The organism is Mesorhizobium sp. BAC0120 (assembly GCF_033542235.1).
In the GTDB taxonomy this organism is placed as follows: Bacteria; Pseudomonadota; Alphaproteobacteria; order Rhizobiales; family Rhizobiaceae; genus JAWRCU01.
This window is the reverse complement of sequence record NZ_JAWRCU010000007.1, coordinates 213598-240055: the sequence shown is the minus strand read 5'-3', so window position 1 is coordinate 240055 and position 26458 is coordinate 213598. Positions and strand designations below refer to the sequence as shown.

Below are 26458 nucleotides of genomic sequence, written 5' to 3'. Positions count from 1 at the left end.
CTGGAACTGTACCACGAGCGGGTTGCGGTTTGCTGCCTGCCTGGATGGCGGCGCAGGCGAGGCAAATCCCTTTTGCACTGGCCGGTCTGCGGGGTAATATCGGCAGAGGCTTATATGCTCGGAGATGCGCATGGACCGTGGAGGTTACGGCCAGTTCTGCCCCGTTTCGATGGCCTCGGAAATCCTCTGCACGCGGTGGACGACGTTGGTCATCCGCGAAATGCTGTGCGGATCGACACGTTTCAACGATCTGAGGCGCGGGGTGCCGCGCATGTCGCCCGCCTTGCTCTCAAGGCGGCTCAAGGAGTTGCAGGCGGCCGGCATCATCGTCGCAGCGCCCAATCCGCAAGGCGTCGTCGAGTACCGGCTGTCGCCGGCAGGCGAGGATCTGCGAGAAGTCATCATGTCCATGGGATTCTGGGGCCAGCGTTGGATTGAATCACAAATCTCGCTGAAGAACCTGGATCCGTCGCTGTTGATGTGGGACATGCGCCGCCACCTCAAGCCGGACCCGCTCCCTACGGGCCGCTGCACGATTCAGTTTCAGTACCCCGAATTGCCGAGCGCAAAACGCAACTGGTGGCTCGTCGCCGACGGAGGCCAGGTCGACCTTTGTGGATTCGACCCCGGCTATGAAGTCAATCTTCTGGTGCGGACCCCATTGCGGACCATGACGGCGATCTGGATGGGCGTTGCCTCGTTGCGCCACGAGGTCGAAGCCGGAAACGTCGAGCTCGAGGGCGAGCCCGCGATCGCCAGCGCAATGAAGCAGTGGATCGGGCTCAGCCCATTCGCGAGCGGCAAGCGGCAAGTCGCCTGACGGCGCTAGCGTTAATTCGTTGAGGTCATGCGGCCACCACCAGAAAATTCGGCCGCTCGGGCTCGCAGCAAAATCGCTATGTTGCGCCGGCTACAGCGGTGATGTTACCAAAGACTGAGAGGGACCCGCCTTGAAGCACGGCCTCGATTGCACGACATTCGGGTGCACCAGTACTGAACAGGCTAGCACGAGCGAGACTTAATGGATCCTGTCACTACGATGATCGATCCTTTCGGCCGCAGCATCAGCTATCTGCGCGTGTCCGTGACGGATCGCTGCGACTTCCGCTGCACTTATTGCATGGCGGAAGACATGACGTTCCTGCCGAAAAAGGATCTCCTGTCGCTCGAGGAGCTTGACCGGCTCTGCGCGGTCTTCATCGAGAAAGGCGTCAGGAAGCTGAGGCTCACCGGTGGCGAGCCCCTGGTGCGCAAAAACATCATGCATCTGGTGCGGCAAGTGTCGCGCCATCTTGCGACGGGCGCCCTCGACGAGCTGACGCTGACCACCAATGGATCTCAGCTCTCCCGCTACGCGGCGGAACTCGCCGATTGCGGCGTAGAGCGCATCAACGTCTCGCTCGACACGCTCGACAAGGACAAGTTCCGCCACGTCACGCGCTGGGGCGACCTCAGCAAGGTGATGGCCGGCATCGATGCCGGCCAGGCCGCGGGGCTGAAGGTCAAGCTCAACGCGGTCGCGCTGAAGGGCTTCAACGAGGCCGAGTTGCCTGAGATGCTCGTCTGGGCGCATGGCCGCGGCATGGATTTCACTGTCATCGAGACCATGCCGATGGGCGAGATCGACGCCGACCGCACGGACCAGTACCTGCCACTGTCGCTACTACGAGCGCAGCTCGAACGCCAATTCACGTTGACCGACATTCCTTACCGGACCGGCGGACCAGCGCGTTACGTCGAAGTCAAGGAGACAGGCGGTCGGCTCGGTTTCATCACGCCGCTCACCCACAATTTCTGCGAAAGCTGCAATCGTGTGCGCCTCACCTGTACCGGCACACTCTACATGTGCCTCGGGCAGGACGACGCAGCCGACCTACGCACGCCGCTGCGGGCGTCGGAGGGCAATGAGCTGGTCTCGAGCGCGATAGATGAGGCAATCGGACGCAAGCCGAAGGGGCACGACTTCGTCATTGACCGGCGCACCAAGCGGCCAGCGGTTGGGCGCCATATGAGTGTTACGGGGGGCTGAGCGCGGCGGCTCCCGAACGGAAGGTTCTAGTCGCAATCGCGCCACAGTGCCGGATACGTATCCACTCTCTGAACGCCGTGCAATTTACTATGAGTTTCCATTGAATTACGGTCCCCCATCAATCGAAGGGGGATTGTAGATGAAGAAGCTTCTCGCAGCTGCGGTTTTGGGCCTTCTGGTGGCCGGACCCGCGTCGGCGCAAGCGATCGGGGGCAAATACAAGGTCGAGGGGACGAACCTCGACGGCTCTCACTATAGCGGTACCGCCGAGATCGTGTTGACGGGTCCGACGACCTGCACGATTCGCTGGCAGACAGGCACCACGCCCACCGAAGGGATCTGCTCACGCAATGACAGGGCTTTCGCCGCGGCCTATGCGATCGGCGATGCGATCGGCCTCGTCGCCTACAAGATCAATGACGACGGCAGCATGGATGGCGTGTGGACGATCTCCGGCAAGGAAGGCAACGGCACCGAGAAGCTGACCCCGACCCAGTAAAGCGAAATCCAACCGAATCAATCCGTTCCTGGCTCTTTTTTGCAGCATGATTCTTGTCCGAAAACTCCGCAGCTTTTTGCTGCGCTGACCTTCCGGTCGGAATCACGCTGTGGCCGCACTGCGGTTGTGGCACAGTCCATTTCCGTTGCGGTTTGACGGCAGGGTGTTACATCCGCGAGTGATACCTGCCGGGGAAACGCTCCTTGCCACTTTCGAACAATCTTCGTGGCGCGATCTACATGTCGATCGCGATGGCAGGCTTCACGGCCAACGACACGCTGACCAAATTCGTGTCCGAATCGATGAATATGGGGCAGGTCATGCTGATCCGCGGGCTCTTCGCGACGATGCTGATCGCGCTGCTTGCCTCGTCACAAGGAGCGCTACGCAATCCGCGGCAGGCGCTTCATCCGTTCGTCCTGCTGCGCTCCGCGAGCGAGCTGCTCGGGACTGTCGCCTTCCTGGTGGCGCTCTCCCATATCCCGCTGGCAACCACTTCCGCGGTGCTGCAGGCACTTCCGCTCGCGGTCACCGTGGGCGCCGCGCTCGTTTTCGGCGAGGAGGTGCGCTGGCGCCGCTGGCTGGCAATCGCGCTCGGCTTCGCCGGCGTCCTGATCGTCGTCAGGCCCGGCACGGACGCTTTCGAAGCCTATACCCTCTGGGCGCTAGCCTCTGTCGGCTTCTGCGCCGTGCGCGACCTCGCAACGAAACGACTGCCCCAGTCCATTCCTACATTGTTGGTCTCGACAGTCACTGCGGCCATGGTCATGATATGCGGAGCCTTTCTCGTCGGCCCGATGGGCGGCTGGAGCCCGGTATCGGGCAGTTCGCTCGGGCTGCTGGCTATGGCGGCAGTGCTGCTTCTCGTGGGGTATCAGTTCATCATCCAGTCGATGCGCACGGCAGAAATCTCCTATGTCGCGCCCTTCCGTTATACGGCGCTGCTGTGGGCGATCGTGCTCGGCTTCCTTGTCTTCCGCGATGTACCCGACGGACCGATGATGCTCGGCGCGGCCATCATCGTCGGCTCCGGCCTCTATACGCTCTACCGCGAGCGCATTGCAGGTCGAGGCCGCCCGGCTGCCGCAAGCGCCAGCCCGGCCATGGCGCCAGACGGGTTATAGATCGGACTTTCGGACCGTGGCTAAGATCAGAGAAGCCGAACATTCCACGGCGCCGGCGGCAATCGTGCTCGCAGGCGGACGTTCTGCGCGAATGGGAGGCGGCGACAAAAGCCTGCTGACGCTCGGTGGCCGGCCGCTTCTGTCGCATGTGCTCGACCGGTTGATCCCTCAGGCGGACAAGATCGCGATCAGCGCCAATGGCGACCCGTCGCGCTTTGCCCAATTCGGCTTGCCGGTCCTCCCAGACACGATGGAGGGCTATCTCGGGCCGCTCGCGGGCCTGCTCGCCGGCATGGATTGGGCACAAGCGACTGGCGCCGCTCAGATCGCAAGCGTGCCGACAGATTCGCCCTTTATTCCCGCAGACCTCACGGCTCGCCTGATGTCCTCCGCCTCTCCGGACCGCCCTGCCCTCGCAGCATCGGGCGGCAAGCACCATCCGGTTGTGGGGCTATGGCCTGTGGCGCTCGCCGGCCGGCTCCGCGATTTCCTCGAGTCAGGCGCGACCTACAAGGTGTCCGCCTTTGCCCAGGAATGCGGCGCGGTGCTCGTCGATTTTCCTGTGATCGCCCTGACCGGCGACAACGTCGACCCTTTCTTCAACGTCAATACGCCAGAAGACCTGTCATTGGCCGAGAAGGTACTGGAGGAAACGCAGCGATGACGCTTCGCGTCTTCGGCATCACAGGCTGGAAGAATTCCGGCAAGACAACGCTGACGGAAAGGTTGGTCGCCGAGCTCACGCGACGTGGCTATCGCATCTCGACCGTCAAGCACGCACATCACGATTTCGATATCGACCGGGAAGGCGCCGACAGCTACCGCCACCGCGCAGCCGGGGCTGCTGAGGTGGCAATCGTGTCCGACCGGCGATGGGCGCTGATGCACGAGTTGCGCAGCGAGGACGAGCCCAAATTGGACGCGATCCTGGCGCGGCTCTCCCCTTGCGACCTCATCCTCGTGGAGGGTTACAAGCGCGAGGGCCACCCCAAGATCGAGACGCGCCGTCTCGGCGCCAAGGATACGGCACCGCTCACCGCAGCCGATCCGAGCATCCGTGCGGTCGCCGCCGATCATGCCGTCGAGGGGGAGAGAGTGCCGGTCTTCGCGCTCGACGACATTGCTTCGATAGCCGATTTCATCGTGGCGGAGACAGGTTTGCCCCTCCCCGACAAGTAAGGCTGTATCCTTGCGGCACCTGTTTTGCGGTTGATTTTTCCAAAAAAAGAGTGGGAGTATCGAAAATCGCGACTGGCCCAATATGCCAGCCGAGCACCGCGGAACGACAAAAGCTGGTTTCCGCGGAAACCTGAACAGAGAGGAACATCATGCGCATTCTAACGCGTATCGCTTTGGCGGCTTCGGTCGCTGCGTTCGCAATGTCATTTGGCGCCGCAAACGCTCAGGAGAAGGTGCTGAAGCTCGGCACCGAAGGCGCCTACCCGCCCTTCAACAATCTGACCGCCGACGGAAAGCTCGTAGGCTTCGATATCGACATCGGAAACGCGCTCTGCGAAGAGATGAAGATCAAGTGCGAGTGGGTTACGCAGGACTGGGATGGGATCATCCCGGCGCTGCAAGCCGGCAAGTTCGACGCAATCATTGCATCGATGTCGATCACCGACGAGCGCAAGCAGAAGGTCGATTTCACCAACAAATACTATAACACGCCGTCGGCTCTGGCCGCATCCAAGGACACCGACCTCAAGGGCGTGACGAAGGAAGATCTGGCCGGCAAGACGATCGGCGCCGCCACTTCGACCACCCATTTCAACTATGCCGAGAAGACTTATACGGACTCGACAGTCAAAGGCTATCCGAGCAGCCCTGAAGAGCAGCTCGATCTCGCCAATGGCCGCCTCGATGCCATCCAGGACGATATCGTCGTTCTGCAGCAATGGCTGGATACGCCTGATGGCGCTTGCTGCAAGATTCTCGGCGTGCCGAAGCCGCAACCGGTTGAGATTTTCGGCCCTGGCGCAGGAATCGCGGTGCGCAAAGGCGACAAGGAGCTGACCGACAAGCTCAACGCGGCGATCCAGGCCATTCGCGCCAACGGCAAATACAAGCAGATCAATGACAAGTACTTCAAGTTCGACGTCTACGGCGCCGAATCTTGATCAGGCAACCATGCAGGTGGCGGAAAGCCGCCACCTGCATCTCAGTCGGATAGGCTGAGGTTCACGCGGCAAGCCGATGCAAAGCGTCTGGACGCTTCTCAGCTGGGGGCCTGAGGGCTGGCTCGACGATATCGCCTATGGCGTGTTCGTAACCCTCTCGCTCGCGTTGGCAATTCTGCCCTTTGGCCTGCTGATCGGGTTTTTCGTCGCCGTCGCCAAACAGTCGCCTGAGCCTTCGCTGAGACTAGCGGGCACGATCTACACGACAATCTTCCGGGGCCTGCCGGAGCTGTTGACGCTGTTGCTCATCTATTACGGCGCGCAGATCACGATCCAGAACGTCTTGCATCTCTTCGATCCCCAAGCGCAGGTCGAGGTCAACAGTTTCGTCTCGGGCATGGTAGCGCTCGGCCTGGTCTTCTCCTCCTATGCCAGCGAGGTCTTCCTCTCGGCCTTCCGTGCCATCCCCAGGGGGCAGTATGAGGGCGGCTACGCCATTGGCCTCACCAAAGGGCAGACGATGCGGCTCGTCATCCTGCCGCAGTTGATCCGTATCGCGCTCGCCGGTCTCTCCAATCTCTGGCTGATCCTGCTCAAGGACACATCCCTTGTCTCAGTGATCGGCCTTGCCGAAACATTGCGACAAGCCGGTATTGCGGCACGCGTGACCAAGCACGCTTTCCTGTTTTACGGCGTCGCCGGGCTGGTCTACCTCGTGCTCGCCATCATCTCCTCGATCGGCATCAATGCCATCGAGCGCGCGGTGGGCAAACAGGAGGCTCAGCGGTGAGCGCGGCCGCAGACGCATCGATCCTGGAGACGCCGCCAAAGACCGTGCGCGGCTGGCCTCGTGCGCGCATCATCGGCTATGCGCTGGTCGGCCTTTGGGCCCTGGCCGGCGCAGGGCTCGTGGCCTATCTCGCAATCTCCTGGAGGCCCGATCTCGTCCAGAAATACGGGCCGCGTTACCTCGACGGTCTCGGGGTAACGCTGCTGCTGGTCGCGATCTCCACCGTTATCGGCGCCCTCCTGTCGATCCCGATCGCCTATGCGCGCACGTCCAAGAGCGCGATCCTCTCCAGCCTCGCCTATGCTTATGTATATTTCTTCCGCGGCACGCCGCTTCTGGCGCAGACCTTCCTGATCTATTACGGCGTCGGCTCATTCCGGCCCGAACTCGAGGCCGTCGGTCTGTGGGGATTCTTCCGCGAAGCCTGGTACTGCGCCATCCTCGCCTTCTCACTGAACACGGCGGCCTATCAGGCCGAAATTCTGCGGGGCGCGATTCAAAGCGTGCCGCGCGGTCAGTGGGAAGCCGCCTCCTCGCTCGGTCTCCACAGACTGGCGACGCTTTGGAAAATCATCCTGCCTCAGGCGCTCATCGTGGCGTTGCGCCCCTACGGCAACGAGGTGATCCTGATGGTCAAGGGCTCGGCGATCGTCGCAATCATCACGGTCTACGACCTGATGGGCGTGACGCGGTTCGTCTACTCCCGCACCTTCGATTTCCAGTCTTATCTCTGGGCAGCGCTGATCTACCTCGCGATCGTGCAGACGCTGGACTACCTCATCGGACTGATCGAGCGCCGGTTGACGCGGCATCTCATTCGCTAGATTCTCCCGACTGATGGGCCGTCCGGTCACAGATCGAATTTCACGTTGAAGGATCAAAGCATGGCGAGCGTCGCATTCATCGGGCTTGGGGTGATGGGCTATCCAATGGCCGGGCACCTCAAGAAGAAGGGCGGCCATGAGGTGACCGTCTACAACCGCACGAAGGCGCGTGGCGAGAAATGGGTGGCCGAGTACGGCGGCGCCCTCGCCGAAACCCCGCGAGACGCAGCGGCCGGCAAGGATTTCGTTTTCTCCTGCGTCGGCAATGACGACGACCTGCGCGAAGTGACGACCGGCGAGAGCGGCGCCTTCAAGGGGATGACGAAGGGCTCAATCTTCATCGACAATACCACGGCTTCGGCGAGCGTCGCCCGCGAGCTCGCAGACGCGGCGGCAGCAGGCGGCTTCGGCTTCCTCGACGCGCCCGTCTCCGGCGGGCAGGCAGGCGCGGAGAACGGCGTGCTGACGGTCATGGTTGGCGGCGCGGACGAAGATTTCGCCAGGGCAAAGCCGGTCATCGAATCCTATGCGCGCATGGTCGGGCTCATGGGCCCCGCCGGCGCAGGCCAGCTCACCAAGATGGTCAACCAGATCTGCATCGCCGGCCTGGTGCAGGGTCTTGCCGAAGGCATCCACTTCGCCAAGAACGCAGGGCTCGACGTCGAGAAGGTGGTCGAGGTGATTTCCAAGGGCGCGGCCGGCTCCTGGCAGATGGAGAACCGTCATAAGACCATGATCGCCGGCAAATACGATTTCGGCTTCGCGGTGGACTGGATGCGCAAGGATCTCGGCATCTGCCTGGAAGAGGCCGACCGCAACGGCGCGAAGCTGCCCATCACCGCTCTCGTCGACCAGTTCTATAAAGAGGTCCAGGCAATGGGCGGCAAGCGCTGGGATACCTCCTCGCTGCTCGCGCGGCTGGAGCGTTAGTATGCGGCGGGGGCTGCCGACCATCGCTGCTGTGCTCGCAATTCTACCAACGGGCGGCGTCATCACCGCTCCTGCTGCGCCGCTGCAGATCGGCTGGAATGACCTGCGGCCGGCAGGTGATGTGGCCAACGCTTCCGGACAGACGGACGGCACGAAATCCACCTGGGCGGACGGCGAAAAACTGTCATCAGATCTCAAGGGAAAGACGATTCAGATAGCCGGCTATGCATTGCCGTCGGATCGCGAGGGCGATCTCGTCTACCAATTCCTGTTGCTGCCATGGGCAGGCCTGTGCAGCCATATGCCACCGCCTCCGCCCAACCAGGCGGTGCTGATCAACCTGAAGACACCATACAAGCTGAGCGAAGCCTACGAGACCGTGTCGGTAACGGGCACGCTCATGCCTGAATTGGAGAAGACGCAGCTTTTCATCCTGGACGGCGTGTCGGTGATCGAATCCGGCTATCGCATTGCCGGCGCGCAGATAGAGCCGGCCGACAAGGTGATCGGTGCCGAGCCGCAGCCGATCTCGAATCCCTGGAGCTTCATGCGCAATTGAGGCCATGCTGCAGCAAGGGCATCCCGTGTCGTCGCTCCCCTCTCCGTCCTGGACGGCGGCCGAAATCATCGCGCATCTGAAATTGCTCGGAACAGAAGAGAGTCGCGCCGGCATGGCGCGCTTCGGCATCAACACGCAAAACGCACTCGGCGTCAGCAACTCGGCGTTGCGGCCGCTGGCACGCAGGGTGAGGCGTAACCACGACCGCGCATTGCAGCTCTGGGCGAGCGGCATTCGTGAGGCGCGGCTGCTCGCAGCCTTCACAGGCGAACCCAATAAGATAACGCTCGATCAATGCCGAAGCTGGGCGGTCGAGTTCGACTCCTGGGAGATCGTCGACAGCGTCTCCGATCTCTTTGTCGACACGCCATTCTGGCATGAGCTTGTCCGGGAGTTCGCGGCCGACGAGCGCGAATTCGTGCGCCGCACTGCCTTTGCCATGCTCGCCTGGGGCGCAGTGCATCTGAAGAAGGAGCCCGACGCGACTTTCATCGGATATCTGCCGCTGATCGAAGCGCATGCCGTCGACCCACGCAACTTCGTCAGAAAAGCCGTCAACTGGGCGCTGCGGCAGATCGGCAAACGCTCGACTGCACTTCACGAGCCGGCATTGGCACTGGCCGAGAAGCTGGCGGAGTCTTCCGACAAGACCGCCCGTTGGATCGGCAAGGATGCGGTAAAGGAACTGTCCGATGGAAAGACGCTCGAACGGCTGGCCGCCAAGCGAGCTTGACGAGCGGCTACAGGCGCAGAATTTTGCATCAGGCGACCTGCGTCATTTGCCGAAGTTGCGGAGACTCTCCGCTCGTCATTCATGCACTACGGTCGCCTCCGGGGACGACCTGATTCGACCAGACGTCCAGCAGCAAAATTACAGTAAGCCGGTGACGAGCCCGGGCGGCGATTTCGTCCAGTTGCGCGTCCCGCGTGAAACTCAGGAAACCGTTCATGACCTCCTCCGTCTCGCCATCGAATGCCGAGCGCATCCTGCGCGCCGTCGAAGACAGTTTCGAACGGCAGGTCGAATTCTTGCAGCAACTTGTGCGCGCACCTTCGCTGCGCGGCGAAGAAAAGGCCGCGCAGCAGATCGTTGCCGACGCGCTCGTCGAACGCAATTACGCGGTGGAGCGCCTCGGTATCGACGTCGAGGCTATGCAGGGGCATCCCGCCTTTTCGCCGGCCACCATTGACTACGCCGATGCGGTCAATGTGCTCGGCACGAAGGTCCCGAAATTGGGCGGCGGCCGTTCCCTCATCCTGAATGCCCATATCGACGTCGTGCCAACAGCCGACCCTTCGCGTTGGCGTCATGCGCCCTTTTCCGCAAGCCGCGACGGCGATTGGCTCTACGGCCGCGGGGCCGGCGACATGAAGGCGGGACTTGCGGCCAACATCTTCGCGCTTGACGCGATCGAAGCCGCGGGCCTGAGTCTGACGGCCCCGGTGCAGCTTCAGTCGGTGCTAGACGAGGAAGTGACCGGCAATGGCGCCGCGGCCGCAATCGCGCGTGGCCATCGGGCCGACGCGGTGATCATTCCCGAACCCACCGACGAGCAGCTGGTCTCGGCCAATTCGGGCGTGATCAAGTTCCGCGTCACCGTCCATGGCGTGCCGGCACATCCGCGGGAGGCAGAATCTGGGTTGAGCGCTATCGATGCGGCGCTGAAGCTGATCGGCGTTCTGAAGCGGCTGGCTGCGAAATGGAACGAGGAACGCGAGCGCCATCCCGGCTTCGAGACAATCGCCAATCCGGCATCGCTGAACATCGGCACGATCTCGGGCGGCGAATGGCTGGCGTCCGTTCCTTTCGAGTGCCACTTCGAGGGGCGGATAGGCTTCTACCCGGGCGACGACCCGCACCGGCGTGCCGCCGAATTGGAGGCGTTTGTGGCGGCAGCCGTAAAGGACGATGGCCAGCTTGCCCTGGCAAGACCGATGATTGACTGGATCGGCGTGATGCAGGGTGGCTACCGCATGCAGCCGGACTGCCCGGCCGGCGCGGTACTCCAAGAGGCGCACCGGCTCGTACATGGCCGCGAGGCGAACTCCTCCTATGTCATGACCTGCTACCTGGACGCTGCCCTCTTCGCGCTCCATGCCGGCATGCCGGCATTGGTCTACGGACCGATTTCGGAGAACATCCACGGCATCGACGAGCGAGTCAGCCTCTCGTCCCTGAAGCGCGTCACGCAAACAATCGCGCTCTTTGCGGCGAACTGGTGCGGGATCGAGGGATAGCTAGACGTCCTCTGTCTCGAGCACGAAACTCCCCTCGGGAATCCGGTTGGTAATGAGCGACCGGATGCCCGGGTCGATTGCGGGGTCGTTCTGGTCGAAGATGCCGCAGGCCCGCAGCACCTGCCTCGGGTCCACCGATTTGCCGAGGTGCTCCATGAGCACGATCGATGCGCCCGGCCGCCGCCCCCGGATCAGTGGCATCCCCGTTTGTATGCCGATCAGATAGGAGACGCTGGTCTGATAGCTTGGGTAGAGGATCGCCTGGGTGATACCGGTCTTGAGAAGGGTTTCGTATTCCAGCGCGATGATGCGGTCGCCGAGCAGCAGAAGTGAACCCGTATATTTCGATGTGCGCACGCCGTATCTTCCGGGCAGCGATAGCCGCTCGATGCAGCGCCAGAAATAGCGGCCATCCTTTTCGTAAATCATGACAAGGCATTTGATGATCTTGCCGGAATAGCCGAAGGAATAGAAATAGCGAAAGTAGTAGCCGACATAGCGGCTCAGATCGCCCGAGCTCCGATAGAGCTGCTCGATATGCGCCAGGACGTCGGACGGTGCGTGGTTGGTCAGGGGGCGCCGCCTCAGCCCGACAATTGCGGCGAAGCGCTGCTGATCCATGAGGAGTTCCGCCTCGCTCACGCCGAAGAAGTCGCAGATCTTCCGCATATTGCGACGCGAGGGCCAGGTCTGCCCACTCAGATATTTGTTGAACTGCTGACGGTTGATCTGCAGCCGCCGGCAAACGGCGGCAATGGAGGGATAGTAGCTGCAGAGAAAGGCCAGGTTCTGAGAAAGCGGCTCCGAATGCATGCCCCTATGCATCCTGAAGCTCAGCTAGTGTCAAGTCGCGAAACAGCGCGAAATTGTCTCGCGATCCGGACTTGCTGCAAGCTGCGCCTATAGAAGAGGGCCATGTGATGCGCATCGAAACGAGCTGTCCGCACCCCATCCGCAGGGTCGACCATTTCGAGATCCCAATGCCTGACGGCTGCCGGCTCGCCGCGCGCATGTGGCTCCCGGTCGATGCGGAAGAGACGCCCGTCCCGGCCATCCTCGAATACATTCCCTACCGCAAGAACGACCTGACGGCCCAGCGTGACGCGGTCATGCACCCTTACGTGGCGGGGCATGGCTATGCCGTGGTTCGAGTCGATTTGCGGGGAACCGGCGATTCCGATGGGTTGATGCTCGACGAATATCTGCAGCAGGAACTCGATGACGGGTGTTCGGTGATCGAATGGCTTGCCAAGCAATCCTGGTGCGACGGCAATGTCGGCATGGTCGGCATTTCCTGGGGTGGCTTCAACGGGCTTCAGATTGCAGCTCTGCGGCCGCCGGCGTTGAAGGCAATCATTACCTGTGCCTCGACTGACGACCGCTACGCAGACGACGTCCACTACATGGGCGGCACGCTGCTCATCGACAATCTTTCATGGGCTTCCATCATGTTCGGGCGCAACACACTCCCGCCCGACCCGCGAAACAGGCCAGATGACTGGCGCGAGCTCTGGCATCGCCGGCTGAAGGAAAGCGGGCTTTGGCTGAAAACCTGGCTCGAACATCCGCATCGCGACGAATTCTGGAAGCGTGGTTCGGTCTGTGAGGATTTCGGGGCGATCACCTGTCCGGTCTACGCGGTGAGCGGCTGGGCGGACGGTTACTGCCGCTCGGTTTTCCGCCTGATGGAGAAGCTCACAGTTCCTCGCAAGGGCCTGGTAGGGCCCTGGGCGCACACCTATCCCAACATAGGCAAACCGGGACCGGCAATCGGGTTCCTGCAGGAATGCCTGCGCTGGTGGGATCATTGGCTGAAGGGCCGCGACACCGGCATCATGGACGAGCCCATGTTGCGACTGTTCATGCAGGACGGGGCAGAACCCCGGACCAGCTACGAAAGCCGTTCGGGCCGCTGGGTGACCGAACCCTCCTGGCCCTCCCCTACTGTGGAAATGCAGTCCTTGTTCCTCGGTGAGAATGGCCTTCTCGTGGCGACCCAGGCAGGCAACCGGATCGACCCTCAGACGATCCGCTCCCCTCTCTCCGTCGGGCTTCGCGGCGGAAAGTGGTGCTCTTACGCCGTGCCAGGCGACCAGCCGGCCGACCAGCGCGCAGACGATGCCGGCAGCCTGATTCACGAGACCGAAGTCCTGGAAAGCGATCTCGAGATTGCCGGCGAAGCCATGCTCGACCTTTCCTTCGAGAGCGACAAGGCGGTTGCCCAGGTGGCCGTTCGGCTCTCCGATGTGGCGCCCAACGGCGCTGCGACGCGCGTCAGCTACGGACTTCTGAATCTGACCCACCGCAACAGCCATGAGCAGCCGGAGCCGCTCGAACCCGGCCGCCGCTACCATGTCTCGATCCCCTTCAAACACGTTGCGCAGCGCTTCGCCGCGGGGCATCGCATTCGCCTGGCCATTTCGACCGGCTATTTCCCGGTTGCCTGGCCAGCGCCTGAAGCTGTTACGCTTACCATCTACCGCGACGAGTGCCGCCTGCAGCTGCCAGTGCGCATCCAGAGCGCAGACGAGCCCCAGCCTGCTCCATTCGAAGAGCCGGTGGGCGCCTCACCGCTCGAGATCGAAATGATCCAGGAACCGGAAAAGGACTGGAAGATCATCGAAAACCTGGCGGACGGCAGCGTGGCCGTGGAGGTTGGAGAAGGCGCAGGCATCTACCGGATGGTGGAGAACGACCTCACGATCACCTCGATCGGCAAGGAATGCTATTCCTTCAGCGGGGACGATCTCGGCAGCGTCAAGGGTGAGACAAAGTGGACCCTTGAGATGTCTCGCGGGGCGTGGCGAGTGGGGAGCGTCAGCGAAACCGCCCTTACAGCCACGCCGTCGCATTTCCTCATTGAAGCGCGCCTCAGGGCCTGGGAAGGCGACGTGCTCGTCCATGAGCAGAAGTGGACCGAGGCAATCCCGCGTCAGCTCGTCTGACTTCGCTATGTGACGCTCGGGTGGCTTCCATGGGCGTCGAAAGCGAAAATTGACCCGCTGTTTTGCCTGTCAAAGAATGCGGGCGTTATCCCGCATCGTCCGACTTCGGACCAGGCAACCAACATCAAAAGCGACTGGGAATTCGCTCACTCCAGGGGAATAGATAGAATGAACGACATCGCAGGCAATCTGAGCCGCCGCAGCTTCCTGAAGGCCGGCGCCGCATTGGGCGGAGGCATCGTTGCCGCAGGCATGCCGCTTTCGCAGGCCATCTGGGCCGCGGAGGGCAAGGTGCTCAAGGCGCGCTCCTATTCCGACATCGACAAGCTCGATCCGGGCTTCTACCAGAATGCCTACAATGTCGACGTCATGAACTGCATCTATTCGAAGCTCACCCGTTACAAGCCGGGCTCGGAATGGGGCTGGGAACTCGAGGCGGCCGAGACGATCGAACGGGTCGACCCGACGCATATCCGTTTCCGCGTCAAGAAGGGCATCAAGTTCACCGGCGGCCACGGCGAGTTGACCGCGAAGGACGTCAAATTCTCCTTCGAGCGCGTCATCAAGCATAATTCCCCCGTTAAAGGTGACTGGGGTCCGCTCGATCATGTGGAACTCGAGGACGACTACACGGGCGTGATCGTGCTGAAGACGCCTTTCGTGCCGCTCTGGAACATCACCCTGCCTTATGGTTGCGGCCATATCGTTTCCGAGGACGCCGTCATGAAAGCCACCAAGGACGGCGGCGATTTCGGAATGAAGCCGCCCGCCTTCTCCGGCCCCTATGTGCTGGCCGAGTGGAAACCGAACCAGCATATTCATCTGACCCGCAATCCCGAATGGTCTGGACCGCAGCCCGGTTTCGACGAGATCCGCATCCTGCCGATCGGCGACATCAAGACGGCCGAGCGGGCCTATCAATCGGGCGATATCGATTTCACGGACTTCAGCCTGGACTCGCTCTCGACTTTCAAGAAGAGCCCGCCCGCAGACACGAAGATCGAGGAGAAGCCCTCGCTCTACTACGTTTATGTCGGCATGAACATGGATCATCCCAACTTGAAGGACATCAATGTCCGCAAGGCCATCCAGTGGGCGATCAATGTGCCGCAGATCCTGGATGCTGCCTATTCCGGACAGGCTGAGGTGGCCACCGGCATGGTCGCGCCGGGCCTGGTCGGGCACCGCGAAAAGGCGCTCATACCGCCCGAAGGCGATCTCCAAAAAGCCCAGGAGTTCCTCGCGAAGGCCGGTGTCAGCGACCTCACATTGACGATCGATTGCCTCAACGAAAATACCTTCTCGACCATCGCGGAAGTCGTCCAGGCGCAACTGGCGCAGATCGGCATCACTGTGCAGGTCAATGTGCAGGACTCCGGTTCGTTCTGGACGATCGGCATGGAATCGGAGGGCAATCGCTGGAAGGACATGCAGCTCATCGTCCAGCGCTTCTCGATGGTGCCGGACCCCTATTATGCGACGTGCTTCTTCGTGCGCGACCAGGTCGGAGTCTGGAACTGGGAGCGCTTCCGCAGCGAGCGCTTCGACGAACTCAATGCCAAGGCGGTCACCATCGACGATCCCGCCGAGCGCACCAAGCTTTATACCGAGATGCAGGATCTGCTGGAGGAGTCAGGCGGCTACCGCTTTCTTACCCACGAAGGCTCGCCGGTAATGTACCGAACCACGAAGCTCGGCGCGGCAGTTCGTCCCGACGGGCGCCCGCTCTACCTCGATTTCAAGCCGACATCCGCCTGATCCATAGGGCTGTCCCCGAAGCATGTGGCTTTATCTCCTCAGGCGCATCGTGCTGGCGGCTTCGATTATCGTGGTCGCCGTCATGCTTCTGTTCTTCATGATCCATGCCGTGCCGGGGGATCCGGCCGCGGTCCTGCTTGGTCCGCGGGCGACTCCGGAGATGAAGGCGCTGCTTCACCAGCAGATGGGTCTCGATAAGCCGCTCCTCGTGCAGATCGTCACCTTTTTTGTCGGGCTGCTGCACGGCGATCTTGGCTTTGACGTCTTCACGCAGCGGCCCGTCGCAGACATCGTCTTCGAGCAATTGCCCTATACGATCGAGCTGATCCTGGTCTCGATCGCCTGGGCAGTCGTCGTCGCGGTGCCGCTGGGGTGCTATTCGGCGGTGCGGCGCAATTCGGTGATCGACAAGATCATCGGGGTCATGGCTGTCGGGACCATCGCCATTCCCTCATTCGTGATGGCGATCTATGCACTCCTGATCTTCTCTGTCGGCCTCGGCTGGCTGCCGGCCATCGGGGCAGGCAGCGGTTTCACGGATCGTCTCAATCATCTTGTGCTCCCCGCTTTCGTCGTCGGGATCGGCTGGGTCGGCTATATTTCGCGGCTCGTGCGCGCATCCATGCTGGAGATCCTCGGCGAAAACCATATCCGCATGGCACGCTCCTTCGGCCTGTCGGAAAACCGCATCGTGGCGCGCTATGCTCTGCCGCTCGCGATCCTGCCGACCGTGACGATCATCGGCGTGGGCATGGCGCATCTCCTCTCCGCCGCGGTGTTCGTCGAAGTCGTATTCGCCCGGCCGGGCATCGGCGCGCTGACCGTCAAGGCGGTCGACTCGCGGAATTATCCGATCGTTATGGGCACGGTGCTGGTCACGACGGTCCTGTTCGTCGTTTCGACGACCGTCGCCGACCTCGTCAATGCCGCGCTCGACCCCAGAATCCGAGAGAAGCTGTAGAATGGCGGAAGTCGAGGCAATTCGCGCGCCCGCGGACGAAAGTCGCAGCAGCAGCCCTTTCTTCTCGTTTCTGCGCCAATTGAGCAAGGATCCGCTCGGGATATTCGGGGCGGTGCTGGTCGTGGTAATGGTCGCAAGCGCAGTGTTCGCCCCGCTGATCATCACACACGATCCGATACGCATCATGGTCGGGCCGCGCCTTGCGCCGCCCTCCTTCGATTTCCTGATGGGAACCGACCAGCTCGGTCGTGATACCTTCTCTCGGGTTGTCATGGGCGGCAGGATCGCGCTCCTGGTCGCCTTTGCGTCGCTCGGCAGTTCGCTCACGGTCGGCCTCATTCTCGGCCTGATCGCGGGGTTCGGGCCGCGTTGGCTGGACAGTTTCCTGCTCCTCGTCTTCGACACGATCCGTTCCTTCCCGGTCATCATCTTCTCGCTTGCGATCGTGGCCCTGCTCGGCCCCAGCCTTACCAGCGTCATCTTCGTTGCCGCGGTGACTTCGGTGCCGATCTACGCACGCGTCGTGCGCACCCAGGCGCACGCCCTGCGCAACAGCGAGTTCATCGAAGCCGAACGCAGCATGGGCGCGGGCACACTGCGCATCCTTGCCTTGCATGTGCTGCCGAACGTCATCGGGCCGCTGCTCATCCTTGTCAGCATGGACGTGCCGCTGGTCATCACGCTCGAAGCGGGCCTGAGCTTCCTCGGCATGGGCGTACGCCCACCCACTCCGGACTGGGGCGCGATCCTGAGCGACGGCTACGGCTATATCCACAAGTCGGTCTGGCTCGTCATCGCCGGCGGAATTCCGATCGTGGTGACAACGCTTGGCTTCACTTTCCTCGGCGAAGCGCTGCGCGACATCTTCGATCCCAAGCTGCGGAAAGATCTATGAGACCTCCCAGCCCTATGCAGCAGACTCCCGGATCCGACCTCCTCCAGATACGCGGCCTCGATCTCGATTTCGGCACGCCGCGCGGCAGGGTGCATGCTCTGCGCAACGTCTCGCTTGGCGTGCCCGCTGGCGAGGTGGTCGGCATTGTCGGCGAAAGCGGCTCGGGGAAATCGACACTCGCCTATACGGTGATGGGCCTGCTTGCTGAAAACGCAGAGGTGACGGGCGGTGAAATTCTGTTCGAGGGCCGCGACCTGCTGCGGATGCCTGCCGCAGCGCGCCGCGGCCTGCTCGGGAACCGGCTCTCCATGATCTTCCAGGACCCGATGACGGCGCTCAACCCGGTGCGAACCATCGAGGGCCAGATGATCGACGCGCAACACTATGCGCCGGGAAGCCGGCGCGAGAAGCGGGAGCGCGCGGTGGAGATGCTGCGCCGTGTCGGCATCCCCGATCCGCAGAGCCGCATTGGCGGCTATCCTCACGAATTCTCCGGAGGCATGCGCCAGCGCATCTGCATCGCGATGGCCCTTCTCGTGAAACCAGCTCTGCTCGTCGCGGACGAGCCGACAACCGCGCTCGACGCCACACTCGAAGTGCAGATCGTCAATCTCCTGAAGGAACTTCAGAAGGAGATCGGCTGCTCGATTCTCTTTGTCTCGCACCATCTCGGAACAGTGGCCGAGCTCTGCGACCGGGTTGCCGTCATGTATGCGGGCGAAGTCGTAGAATACGGCACCGTGCGCAATATCTTCCAGAATCCCGGTCATCCCTATACGCGTGCGCTGCTCGAGTGCGACCCTGGACGGATCAGGCAAAAGACAAAACTGCTGCCGACCATCCCGGGCGAAGTGCCCAGCCTCATCGGCGCGCGACACGGCTGCATCTTCCGTCAGCGCTGCCGCCATGCCTTTGCGCGCTGCGCCAGCGAGCGGCCGGCGGAGCATGCGATCGGCGCAGCGCAGGCTGCGCGTTGTCACCTTCTCGATCAGGCACGGGTAATGCCCGCATGAGTGCGCTTCTCTCCGTCAGGGATCTTCGCGTTCGCTTCCGGAGGATGAGCCCGTTGAAAGCGCTCGCCACGCAGACCAGCCAGCCTTTCATCGATGCCGTCTGCGGCGTCTCCTTTGACATCCGCAGGGGCGAAACGCTTGGCCTCGTCGGCGAAAGCGGCTCGGGCAAATCCACGGTTGCGCGCGCTATCATCGGCCTTCGGCCGCCGATGAGCGGCAGCATTTCCTTCGAGGGACGGGAGATCACCGGGCTCAGTCCGAACGAGCGCAAGCTTTATTTGCGCCGAATGGCGATGATGTTCCAGGATCCGGTGGGCTCGCTCTCGCCGCGGCTCACGGTGCGCTCGCTCCTGATGGAGCCCTTCCGCATCCACGGAATAAAGGACCGCGACGCCGCTGCCGAAGCGGAGCGCCTGCTCGGCATGGTCGGCCTGCCAGCCGATTTCGGCCGCCGTTATCCGCACCAGCTTTCGGGCGGTCAGGCGAGGCGGGTCGGTGTGGCGCGCGCGCTGGCGCTCAATCCGGACCTCATCATCGCCGACGAACCGACAGCGGGCCTCGATGTCTCGGTGCAGGGAGAGGTGCTGAACCTTCTGGCGCGGCTGCAGGATCAGCTCGGCATCGCCATCCTCATCATCACGCACAATCTCAACGTCGTGCGCCACATGACCGATCGCATGGCGATCATGTATCTTGGCCGGTTCGTCGAAGTCGGCTCGACGGAGCGCATTTTCGAGAGGCCACGCCATCCCTACACGGAAGCGCTGCTCTCGGCCAACCCGCAGCCCGACCCAGATGCCCTGCTCGACAGGGTCGAGATCAGGGGCGAGGTTCCGAGCCTGATGAGGCGGCCATCCGGCTGCGAGTTCCACACGCGCTGCCGGTATGCGCGCGATATCTGCAGTCGCGTCTTCCCCGAGCCGTCGGTGGACCAAGACGGCTCGCATAGCTTCAACTGTCATTTCCCACTGGAGCATCAGACATCCGAACTGCTCCTGGCCGACCCAGCCTGAAAGTCCGACTACGCATGCCTCGTGAAATTCTCGACATTCCGCTTGCCAATGGCGCGCCGGGCAGCCGGCGCAGCGTACGCATGATCCGCTACGGCGCGGCGGACACCAGGCCCAAAGCCTATATCCATGCAGCACTCCATGCGGACGAGGCTCCCGGCCTGCTCGTTGCGCATCACCTCGTCGAAGCGCTCGACGCGGCGGACATGCGGGGCGAGGTCCGAGGCCAGATCGTCGTCGTTCCCTATGCGAACCCGCTCGGTCTGGCGCAGTTCGTCAATGGCGACCACCTCGGCCGCTTCGATCTCGCGAGCGGCCGCAACTTCAACCGTCACTGGCCCGCTCTCGGCAAAGAGCTGACAAGCCGCCTCGCCGGCCGACTGGGGAATGATCGGGAAGAGAACGTCGTCCTCATCCGCCGCGCGATCCGGGATTTGCTGGAAGAGCGCCGGGGCGGCCTCGAGGTCGATTCCCTTTACACGACGCTGGCGCGTGAAGCCTTCGATTCCGATCTTGTGCTGGACCTTCATTGCGATGACGAAGGCCTGATGCACATGTTCGCGCAGCCCGAGATCGCGGCCGATCTCACCGATGTCGCGGCCGAGCTCGGCTGCCGCGCTGTCTTTTCACAACCCGCTTCCGGGGGCTCGACCTTCGCCGAGGCCTGTGTTGAGCCCTGGCTCAAGATTGCAGCAAGCTTCCCGGACAAGCCGGTGCCCACCGCCTGCATCGCCGCGACCGTGGAACTCCGTGGCTTCATCGATATCGACGACGAGCTTGCAGTCGGTGACATCGCCGCGCTCATGAATTCGCTGCGGCGCCGGGGCTATCTCGCCGGACCGGCCCGCCCCTCGCCCGCCCCGCTCTGCGACGTAACCGGTTTTGACGCCTGCGATATCGTGCGCACGCCCGTCTTCGGCATCATTGTCTACCGGACTGAACTCGGGGAGACGGTCACGGACGGCCAGCCCATTGCCGATATCGTCAACCCCCATGGCATCGGCGAGGAAGCGCGCATCACGGTCCGTGCACGCACAGACGGTGTGGTCGTCACCAGGCGGCTGAAGAAGCTTGTCGCCGCCAACCAAGTCATCGCCAAGGTTGCCGGCGCCAGAGCTCTGGCCCACCGGAAGGGCTATCTGCTGGAGGACTGACACCTCCACCGGGGCTCGCCGGGCTACAGCTTCGGGGGCGCGGCCGATATGTTCGCTACGCCGCCCGGGTTTCGGAGGAACACCCGCGCCAGTTCGCCCAGCCTCATCATGCGGCTGGAGCGAAGCTGACGATCGATCGTGATCACGCCGCGTTCGAGGCCGACTCCTTGTCGAGGACCATGTAGTCGAGCGGCATCTCGGTCGTGTATTTGATCTGCTCCATTGCGAAGGCCGAGGACACGTCCCGGATCTCTATCTTGGCGATGAGGCGCTTGTAGAAGGCGTCGTAGGCGGCGATGTCCGGCACGACGACCCGCAGTAGGTAATCGACCTCGCCGCTCATGCGGTAGAACTCCACCACTTCTGGAAACTCCTGCACCACTTCGGAGAAGCGGCGCAGCCATTCATGGCTGTGTGAGGAGGTGCGGATGGACACGAAGACGTTGACGCGGGCGTTGATGCGTGAGGGATCGAGGATCGCAACGCGGCGCTTGATGATGCCTTCCTCCTCGAGCTTCTGGATGCGCCGCCAGCAAGGCGTCGTCGACAGCCCGACTTTCTTGGCAACGTCGGCGACAGCGAGCGTTGCGTCCTCCTGGAGAAGGCGAAGGATTTTGCGGTCGAGACGATCCATGGAAGAACTCCGGGCGCGGAAAGATCGTCTCATTGTCCCGGGATTTCATCACAAAACAAGAACAAAATTCTCGCAGATTGAGAATTTCAGGGTATTGGATTGCAAGAAGCGCTGCCGATCCTGCTGCGAATTTCCGTTTTCAGGAAGGGCAGCAAATCCATTTCGAACCATGGGTTACGTTTGACCCAGCCGGTGTTGCGCCATGAGGGATGCGGCAATGGAATGACGCGCGGCTTCTGATCGCGCTCGAAAATCGCTCGCCAGTCGCGGACTCTCTCGGTGAGCGAGCGGCTGTCGGAAGCGCCGATATGCCAAGCCTGCGCGTAAAGGCCGATGGTGAGCACCAGCTCGATCTGCGGCATGGCGGCCATCAGCGGCAAGCGCCAATTCGGAGCGCATTCGCGCCGCGGCGGCAAGTCGCCGCCCCTGTCGTCCTGGCCCGGAAAGCAGAAGCCCATCGGGACGATGGAGAAGAGATCCGGATTGTAGAATTCGTCACTGCTTACGCCCAGCCAGTCGCGCAGCCGGTCGCCCGAGGCATCCGTAAAGGGCGTGCCCGAGAGATGCACCTTCGTGCCGGGCGCCTGGCCTGCAATCAGTATTTTCGCTGTCGAGGATGGCAGAAGCACGGGACGCGGCTCGTGCGGCAATGGCTTGCCGAGCGGTGCGTCGCGGCAGATGCGACAAGCGCGAATTCCGGAAAGGACGGATTCCAGTTCGGGAGTCACGTCAGGCAGCAGCGCTCGGCCGGCTGGAGATCGCCTTGTGCCAGCGGCGGATGTGGACGAGCTCTTCAGGTACAGAAATACGCGCGGGCTTCATGAAGTCGACAGCGACCAGTCCTGTGATATCGGCGATCGAGAATTCGTCGCCGGCGACGAACTCTCGTCCGGAAAGCTCGCGATCGAGGAGTTGCATGAACTCCAGTGCCTTCGCCTTGTTGACCTCGCCCCATTCGGAAACCTGCGGAACCTCCCACTCCTTCATGGCAGGATGGATGTGCCGGAAAGCGGCCGAGACGGGCCCGAACAGGTTGAACTCGACGCGACGCTGCCACATCTCGACCGTTGCTTTGCCGAGAGCCCCTCTGCCGAACAGTGCCGGCTCGGGCTGCAATTCCTCGAAATAGCGGCAGATCGCCACCGATTCGCAAAGGATTGTCCCGTCGTCGAACTCGAGCACAGGCAGCCTTCTTAGCGGGTTGCGCGAGGCAATTGCATCGCCTTTGTGCTCCAAGGCGCCCATGTCGACCGGCACCAGCGGTATGGTGATGTCCTTCTCGGCAAGGAAGATACGTGTCCGCCGCGGATTCGGCGCGCGGCCGCCGTCGAACAGCTTCATCGTCTTGTTCCAATCATCAGCACCACAACGCTCGGTTTCAAATCAACACCCGCCGATAACTACTTGTTTTACCATTCTGACTTCCGGGCCAAACTTCTATCTCGCAGGCCGGCCGTCCAGGAGCACGCCGTCCTGCGGGAGGACAGCACAGACCACGCCTCATACGAAGCCGAAGATCGCCTTGAGCCAGTTGAGGATCCGGGCAAATGCCCCGTGATCGACTTCGGCCCTTCCGCCATGCTCCGCGCGCCAGTCGCGCGGGCGTTCGAAGGAGCCGGCCCAGATGCCCAGTCCTCTTTCGCGGGCAGATTCTTCGGCGTCCTCATAGTTGCCGTAAGCGACCGCCCAGCCCTCCTCGACCTGCCGGCGATTGAGTTCGATGCCGCCGGCAGTGCAGGTTGCAAGCAGCCGGCCGTAACGGTCGCGCTCCCATCCGGAGCAGTTGACCGGGCCGTTCTTGGCAAGCCTCGCCAGCGCCTCGCGAGACCGGCGGCCGCACGGATAGGTGACACCATCCCTTTCGCAGGTCTGCATATATTCCGGCGCGTCTATGCCGCGCAACCTGATACGTTCACCCTTCAGCGTGATGGAATCGCCGTCGTTTATCATTGGCTCGCCTGCAAGTTGCCTGGTGGACACATGATCCAACCGCGCGGATACGAGAGCGAGAAGCCCGAGTATTGCCGCTGCCAGCGCATAATCGAGAAGCTGCTGGAACCGGCTCCTCGGGCGCGCAGAATAGCGGCGGCGCCGGTAGCTTTCCGCCGGGCGCCGGGTCATCGGGGGAAGGCTCCATTAATCATTGACAATTAGTTTGCGGGAATGAACGGCCGCCAGCTCCGGGAAGGGCGGCACGCTGAAATAGAAGCCTGATGGCGCTGGTACGCTCCAACCTTGCGGACAAGAACATTGTGGACCGCACCAAAGCGCATCGCAACAGCGATGTCGCCCGTGCGGTGCGTCGCACACGCGATCGTCTGTCGCAACAGGCTGGCAACCCGGTCTTCGATCGCGAGCTCCTGAAGCTGCACGCGCACGCCGTAGTCAGCGGCGCAACGGCTATCCCATTGCTGGTGCTGGTGATCGGGGCGGCCGGTCTGTTCGCAGGGTTGGGCGTCGATATTCTGATCTGGGCCATGATCGCCGTCGCCTGTTACGGGGGTCTTGCCATCGTTGCGCAGCGCGCCGACCGCACCGAAGCAGCCGACATCGACGCGTCGGCGGTGCGCCGCAACTTCCTGGTCGCGCATTTCGTCAGCGGGCTCGGCTGGGCCTATTTCGCATCCCTCGGCTGCACGGACTGCAGGCTCGACCAGTTCACGGCGGTGAAGGCGGTCGTCATCCTGCTTGCGATCGCAGCGACTGCTCTGATCACCTCATCGCTGCGCGGGGCTCTGATCGTCACCTTCATTCTGCCGGTCTTCGTCTACGCGTTCACCAGCGCCACGTCCTGGATGCCGATCGAAACGATGATGGTCGGCCTGCTGATACTCTCGTTGCCGTTCTTTTCCTATGTCGCGACCCGGCTGAACAAATCGACGCTGATGCTCCTGTCATTCCGAACGGAGAAGGATTCGCTCATCGCAGAGCTGGAGACGGCCAAATCCATGTCGGACGAGGCGCGCCGGCGCGCCGAGGAAGCCAACCTCGCCAAATCGCGCTTTCTCGCCTCGATGAGCCATGAGCTCAGGACGCCGCTCAACGCCGTGCTCGGCTTCTCCGAGGTGATGAGCAACGAGGTGCTCGGGCCGATGGGCAACGCGACCTACCGCGAATATGCCCGCGACATCCACGATTCCGGGCAGCATCTGCTCGACCTGATCAACGAGATCCTCGACCTCTCGCGAATCGAAGCCGGCCGCTATCAGCTCAACGAGGAGCCGCTGACCCTGCTCGGTCTCGTCGAAGATTGCTGCCACATGATGGAGCTGAAGGCTCGCAACAAAGGCATTCGCATCATTCAGGAGTTCGAGCCGACCTTGCCACGGCTTTTCGCCGACGAACGGGCGGTGCGGCAAATAGCGCTCAACCTCTTGTCGAACGCTGTGAAATTCACGCCGACCGGCGGCGAGATCCGCGTGCGCGTCGGCTGGACGGCAGGTGGCGGACAGTATCTCTCCGTCAAGGACAACGGACCGGGCATCCCGGCCGACGAGATACCGGTCGTGCTCTCGGCCTTCGGCCAGGGGTCCATCGCCATCAAGAGCGCCGAGCAGGGAACCGGCCTCGGACTGCCGATCGTGCAGGGCCTGCTCCACTTGCATGGCGGCGAGTTCCAGCTGCATTCGAAGCTGCGCGAAGGAACCGAGGCGGTCGCCATCTTTCCCCCCGTTCGCGTCATGGAGGCGTTGCCGGCGATGCCTACGGTGGCAGTGCAGCGCGTCGCCGGGCGGCGACGTTAGAGCAAGATGAATTCGAGCGGAGTTGTTCATCCTGCTCTAGCTCTTTGTTTTTGCAGCATGATCTTATCCGAAAAGTCTGCAACTTTTTGCTACGCTGACCTTCGGTTCGGGATCATGCTTCAGATCATTTCGGCAAGGCGGCGGTCATTCCGGAATGGACCAGCGCGGCGGCCTTGACGATACCTGCCGCAATCGCGGCACCGGTCCCCTCCCCGTGGCCGAGACCGAAATTGAGCAGGGGCTTCAGGCCGAGCTTCCCGGCCAGCTTGCGATGGCCGGGTTCGCTCGAGACATGCGCGAGCAGGCAGTGATCGAGCGCTGCAGGATTGACGCGTTGCAGTACCGCCGCAGCGGCGGTGCTCGTGAAGCCATCGAGGATGACCGCCTTATTTTCCATCCGCGCCGCGAGAATGGCGCCGGCGATCGCTGCGAATTCGCGGCCGCCGAAGCGGGCGAGTACCTCGAGCGGGTCCTTGAGATGCGCGGCGTGCAAGGCAAGACCGCGATCGACGATTTCGGCCTTCCGAGCGATCATGTCAGTATCTGCGCCCGAACCCGGCCCGACCCAATCAGCACCGCCGCCGCCAAAGAGCGCGGCTGCGATCGCCGCGGCGGCGGTCGAGCCGCCGACGCCGATGTCGCCAAGCGCGATGAGATCGACGCCGCCTGCCACAGCCTCCATGCCGAAAGCCATTGTCGCCGCGGTGGCGCGCTCGTCCAGCGCGGCGTCCGCGGTAAAGTCCGCCGTCGGCAGTTCAAGCGCAAGATCGTAGAGCTTCAGGCCGAGATCGTAGGCGATGCAAAGCTGGTTGATCGCGGCGCCTCCCGCCGCAGCCAACTCGACAAGGCGTTGCGTCGCCTCAATCGGACGCGGCGAGATGCCGTGGCGCGCAGCGCCGTGGTTTCCCGCAAAGATGGCAACGACCGGTCGCGTCACTGCCGGCATGCGGCCTGTGCATGCAGCAAGCCACATAGCCATCCCTTCGATGCGGCCAAGCGAACGGGCAGGCTTGTCCATGCGGGCGAAGTCGTCGCGCACACGGACTGCCGCACTTCTGTCCAATGGAGGTAGGTTCGCCAACAGCGAACGGAAGTCATCGAATGGGAGGCCCGAGGCCGCTGCAACTGAAGAATTCATGCCTGCGCAATAGCCGTGATAGAGATCAGGCACAATGTGGTGCAGGCGCGAGAGCTTGCAATCCGACAGCCGCTGCATCATCTGATCAACGCTT

At 62.4% G+C, this 26458-nt stretch carries 28 protein-coding genes; 21 read left to right on the top strand and 7 right to left on the bottom strand.

The features are described from left to right. Window positions 1-130 precede the first annotated feature (130 nt). The 12 genes from SAZ10_RS18285 to SAZ10_RS18230 all read left to right on the top strand — a co-directional run bounded on the left by SAZ10_RS18285 (window position 131) and on the right by SAZ10_RS18230 (window position 9608). Window positions 131-820, top strand: coding sequence for a helix-turn-helix domain-containing protein (locus SAZ10_RS18285; protein ID WP_318610784.1), 690 nt, complete (start codon window positions 131-133; stop codon window positions 818-820). 201 nt (window positions 821-1021) lie between these two features. Next, window positions 1022-2029 carry a GTP 3',8-cyclase MoaA gene (gene moaA, locus SAZ10_RS18280; protein WP_318610783.1) on the top strand — a complete coding sequence of 336 codons (1008 nt, stop codon included), beginning with the start codon at window positions 1022-1024 and terminating at the stop codon, window positions 2027-2029. 139 nt (window positions 2030-2168) lie between these two features. Further along, a complete protein-coding gene (locus SAZ10_RS18275) occupies window positions 2169-2528 on the top strand; it encodes a hypothetical protein (protein ID WP_318610782.1) in 360 nt (119 codons plus the stop codon). A 203-nt stretch (window positions 2529-2731) separates the two neighbouring features. Next, window positions 2732-3652 (top strand): DMT family transporter, encoded by a 921-nt coding sequence (locus SAZ10_RS18270; protein ID WP_318610781.1) that lies wholly within the window; start codon window positions 2732-2734, stop codon window positions 3650-3652. 16 nt (window positions 3653-3668) lie between these two features. Continuing rightward, window positions 3669-4316, top strand: coding sequence for a molybdenum cofactor guanylyltransferase MobA (gene mobA / locus SAZ10_RS18265; protein WP_318610780.1), 648 nt, complete (start codon window positions 3669-3671; stop codon window positions 4314-4316). Next, window positions 4313-4831 (top strand): molybdopterin-guanine dinucleotide biosynthesis protein B, encoded by a 519-nt coding sequence (gene mobB, locus SAZ10_RS18260; RefSeq protein ID WP_318610779.1) that lies wholly within the window; start codon window positions 4313-4315, stop codon window positions 4829-4831. Before mobA ends, mobB begins: the two co-directional genes overlap by 4 nt. A gap of 149 nt (window positions 4832-4980) precedes the next feature. Next, the gene (locus SAZ10_RS18255) at window positions 4981-5772 is read left to right on the top strand and encodes an ABC transporter substrate-binding protein (protein ID WP_318610778.1); all 792 of its coding nucleotides are present in this window, start codon (window positions 4981-4983) and stop codon (window positions 5770-5772) included. 76 nt (window positions 5773-5848) lie between these two features. Then, window positions 5849-6562 (top strand): ABC transporter permease, encoded by a 714-nt coding sequence (locus SAZ10_RS18250; RefSeq protein WP_318610777.1) that lies wholly within the window; start codon window positions 5849-5851, stop codon window positions 6560-6562. Further along, complete coding sequence (locus SAZ10_RS18245; RefSeq protein ID WP_318610776.1) at window positions 6559-7386, top strand: ABC transporter permease; 828 nt, start codon at window positions 6559-6561, stop codon at window positions 7384-7386. The genes SAZ10_RS18250 and SAZ10_RS18245 overlap by 4 nt, the downstream gene beginning before the upstream one ends. 60 nt (window positions 7387-7446) lie before the next feature. Next, the gene (locus SAZ10_RS18240; RefSeq protein ID WP_318610775.1) at window positions 7447-8316 is read left to right on the top strand and encodes an NAD(P)-dependent oxidoreductase; all 870 of its coding nucleotides are present in this window, start codon (window positions 7447-7449) and stop codon (window positions 8314-8316) included. Between the two features lies 1 nt (window position 8317). Beyond that, on the top strand, window positions 8318-8875 hold the full coding sequence (locus tag SAZ10_RS18235; protein ID WP_318610774.1) for a DUF3299 domain-containing protein: 558 nt from the start codon (window positions 8318-8320) through the stop codon (window positions 8873-8875). 25 nt (window positions 8876-8900) lie between these two features. Then, entirely contained in the window at window positions 8901-9608 is a 708-nt protein-coding gene (locus SAZ10_RS18230) for a DNA alkylation repair protein (RefSeq protein ID WP_318610773.1), read from the top strand. A 79-nt stretch (window positions 9609-9687) separates the two neighbouring features. On the opposite strand, the gene SAZ10_RS18225 is transcribed toward SAZ10_RS18230, so the two are convergent. Continuing rightward, the gene (locus tag SAZ10_RS18225) at window positions 9688-9825 is read right to left on the bottom strand and encodes a hypothetical protein (RefSeq protein ID WP_318610772.1); all 138 of its coding nucleotides are present in this window, start codon (window positions 9823-9825) and stop codon (window positions 9688-9690) included. Here SAZ10_RS18225 and SAZ10_RS18220 point away from each other — a divergent pair. Further along, window positions 9824-11113, top strand: coding sequence for an ArgE/DapE family deacylase (locus SAZ10_RS18220; RefSeq protein ID WP_318610771.1), 1290 nt, complete (start codon window positions 9824-9826; stop codon window positions 11111-11113). The genes SAZ10_RS18225 and SAZ10_RS18220 overlap by 2 nt on opposite strands. Here the strand turns inward: SAZ10_RS18220 and SAZ10_RS18215 are convergent, their stop codons facing one another. Next, window positions 11114-11926 (bottom strand): helix-turn-helix transcriptional regulator, encoded by an 813-nt coding sequence (locus tag SAZ10_RS18215; RefSeq protein WP_318610770.1) that lies wholly within the window; start codon window positions 11924-11926, stop codon window positions 11114-11116. Between the two features lie 107 nt (window positions 11927-12033). Here SAZ10_RS18215 and SAZ10_RS18210 point away from each other — a divergent pair, with 107 nt between their 5' ends. The 7 genes from SAZ10_RS18210 to SAZ10_RS18180 all read left to right on the top strand — a co-directional run bounded on the left by SAZ10_RS18210 (window position 12034) and on the right by SAZ10_RS18180 (window position 20849). Further along, entirely contained in the window at window positions 12034-14058 is a 2025-nt protein-coding gene (locus tag SAZ10_RS18210) for a CocE/NonD family hydrolase (protein WP_318610769.1), read from the top strand. A 168-nt stretch (window positions 14059-14226) separates the two neighbouring features. Further along, on the top strand, window positions 14227-15816 hold the full coding sequence (locus SAZ10_RS18205) for an ABC transporter substrate-binding protein (RefSeq protein WP_318610768.1): 1590 nt from the start codon (window positions 14227-14229) through the stop codon (window positions 15814-15816). A gap of 22 nt (window positions 15817-15838) precedes the next feature. Then, window positions 15839-16777, top strand: a complete 939-nt coding sequence (locus tag SAZ10_RS18200; RefSeq protein WP_318610767.1) for an ABC transporter permease — start codon at window positions 15839-15841, stop codon at window positions 16775-16777. 1 nt (window position 16778) lies between these two features. Next, a complete protein-coding gene (locus tag SAZ10_RS18195; RefSeq protein ID WP_318610766.1) occupies window positions 16779-17672 on the top strand; it encodes an ABC transporter permease in 894 nt (297 codons plus the stop codon). Beyond that, window positions 17669-18685 carry an ABC transporter ATP-binding protein gene (locus tag SAZ10_RS18190; protein WP_318610765.1) on the top strand — a complete coding sequence of 339 codons (1017 nt, stop codon included), beginning with the start codon at window positions 17669-17671 and terminating at the stop codon, window positions 18683-18685. The genes SAZ10_RS18195 and SAZ10_RS18190 overlap by 4 nt, the downstream gene beginning before the upstream one ends. Further along, on the top strand, window positions 18682-19698 hold the full coding sequence (locus SAZ10_RS18185; RefSeq protein ID WP_318610764.1) for an ABC transporter ATP-binding protein: 1017 nt from the start codon (window positions 18682-18684) through the stop codon (window positions 19696-19698). Before SAZ10_RS18190 ends, SAZ10_RS18185 begins: the two co-directional genes overlap by 4 nt. Window positions 19699-19712: 14 nt before the next feature. Further along, window positions 19713-20849: a M14 family metallopeptidase gene (locus tag SAZ10_RS18180; protein ID WP_318610763.1), complete on the top strand. Its 1137-nt coding sequence runs from the start codon at window positions 19713-19715 to the stop codon at window positions 20847-20849. 142 nt (window positions 20850-20991) lie between these two features. On the opposite strand, the gene SAZ10_RS18175 is transcribed toward SAZ10_RS18180, so the two are convergent. From SAZ10_RS18175 to SAZ10_RS18160, 4 genes are all read right to left on the bottom strand, one after another. After that, a complete protein-coding gene (locus tag SAZ10_RS18175; protein WP_318610762.1) occupies window positions 20992-21483 on the bottom strand; it encodes an Lrp/AsnC family transcriptional regulator in 492 nt (163 codons plus the stop codon). Between the two features lie 86 nt (window positions 21484-21569). Further along, window positions 21570-22211, bottom strand: coding sequence for a uracil-DNA glycosylase family protein (locus SAZ10_RS18170; protein ID WP_318610761.1), 642 nt, complete (start codon window positions 22209-22211; stop codon window positions 21570-21572). 1 nt (window position 22212) lies between these two features. Beyond that, complete coding sequence (locus SAZ10_RS18165) at window positions 22213-22824, bottom strand: glutathione S-transferase (RefSeq protein WP_318610760.1); 612 nt, start codon at window positions 22822-22824, stop codon at window positions 22213-22215. 159 nt (window positions 22825-22983) lie between these two features. Continuing rightward, complete coding sequence (locus SAZ10_RS18160; protein WP_318610759.1) at window positions 22984-23604, bottom strand: thermonuclease family protein; 621 nt, start codon at window positions 23602-23604, stop codon at window positions 22984-22986. A gap of 92 nt (window positions 23605-23696) precedes the next feature. On the opposite strand from SAZ10_RS18160, the gene SAZ10_RS18155 reads away from it, so the two are divergent. Continuing rightward, a complete protein-coding gene (locus SAZ10_RS18155) occupies window positions 23697-25226 on the top strand; it encodes a HAMP domain-containing sensor histidine kinase (protein WP_318610758.1) in 1530 nt (509 codons plus the stop codon). A 124-nt stretch (window positions 25227-25350) separates the two neighbouring features. On the opposite strand, the gene SAZ10_RS18150 is transcribed toward SAZ10_RS18155, so the two are convergent. After that, window positions 25351-26364, bottom strand: a complete 1014-nt coding sequence (locus SAZ10_RS18150; protein ID WP_318610828.1) for a nicotinate-nucleotide--dimethylbenzimidazole phosphoribosyltransferase — start codon at window positions 26362-26364, stop codon at window positions 25351-25353. Between the last annotated feature and the right edge of the window lie 94 nt (window positions 26365-26458).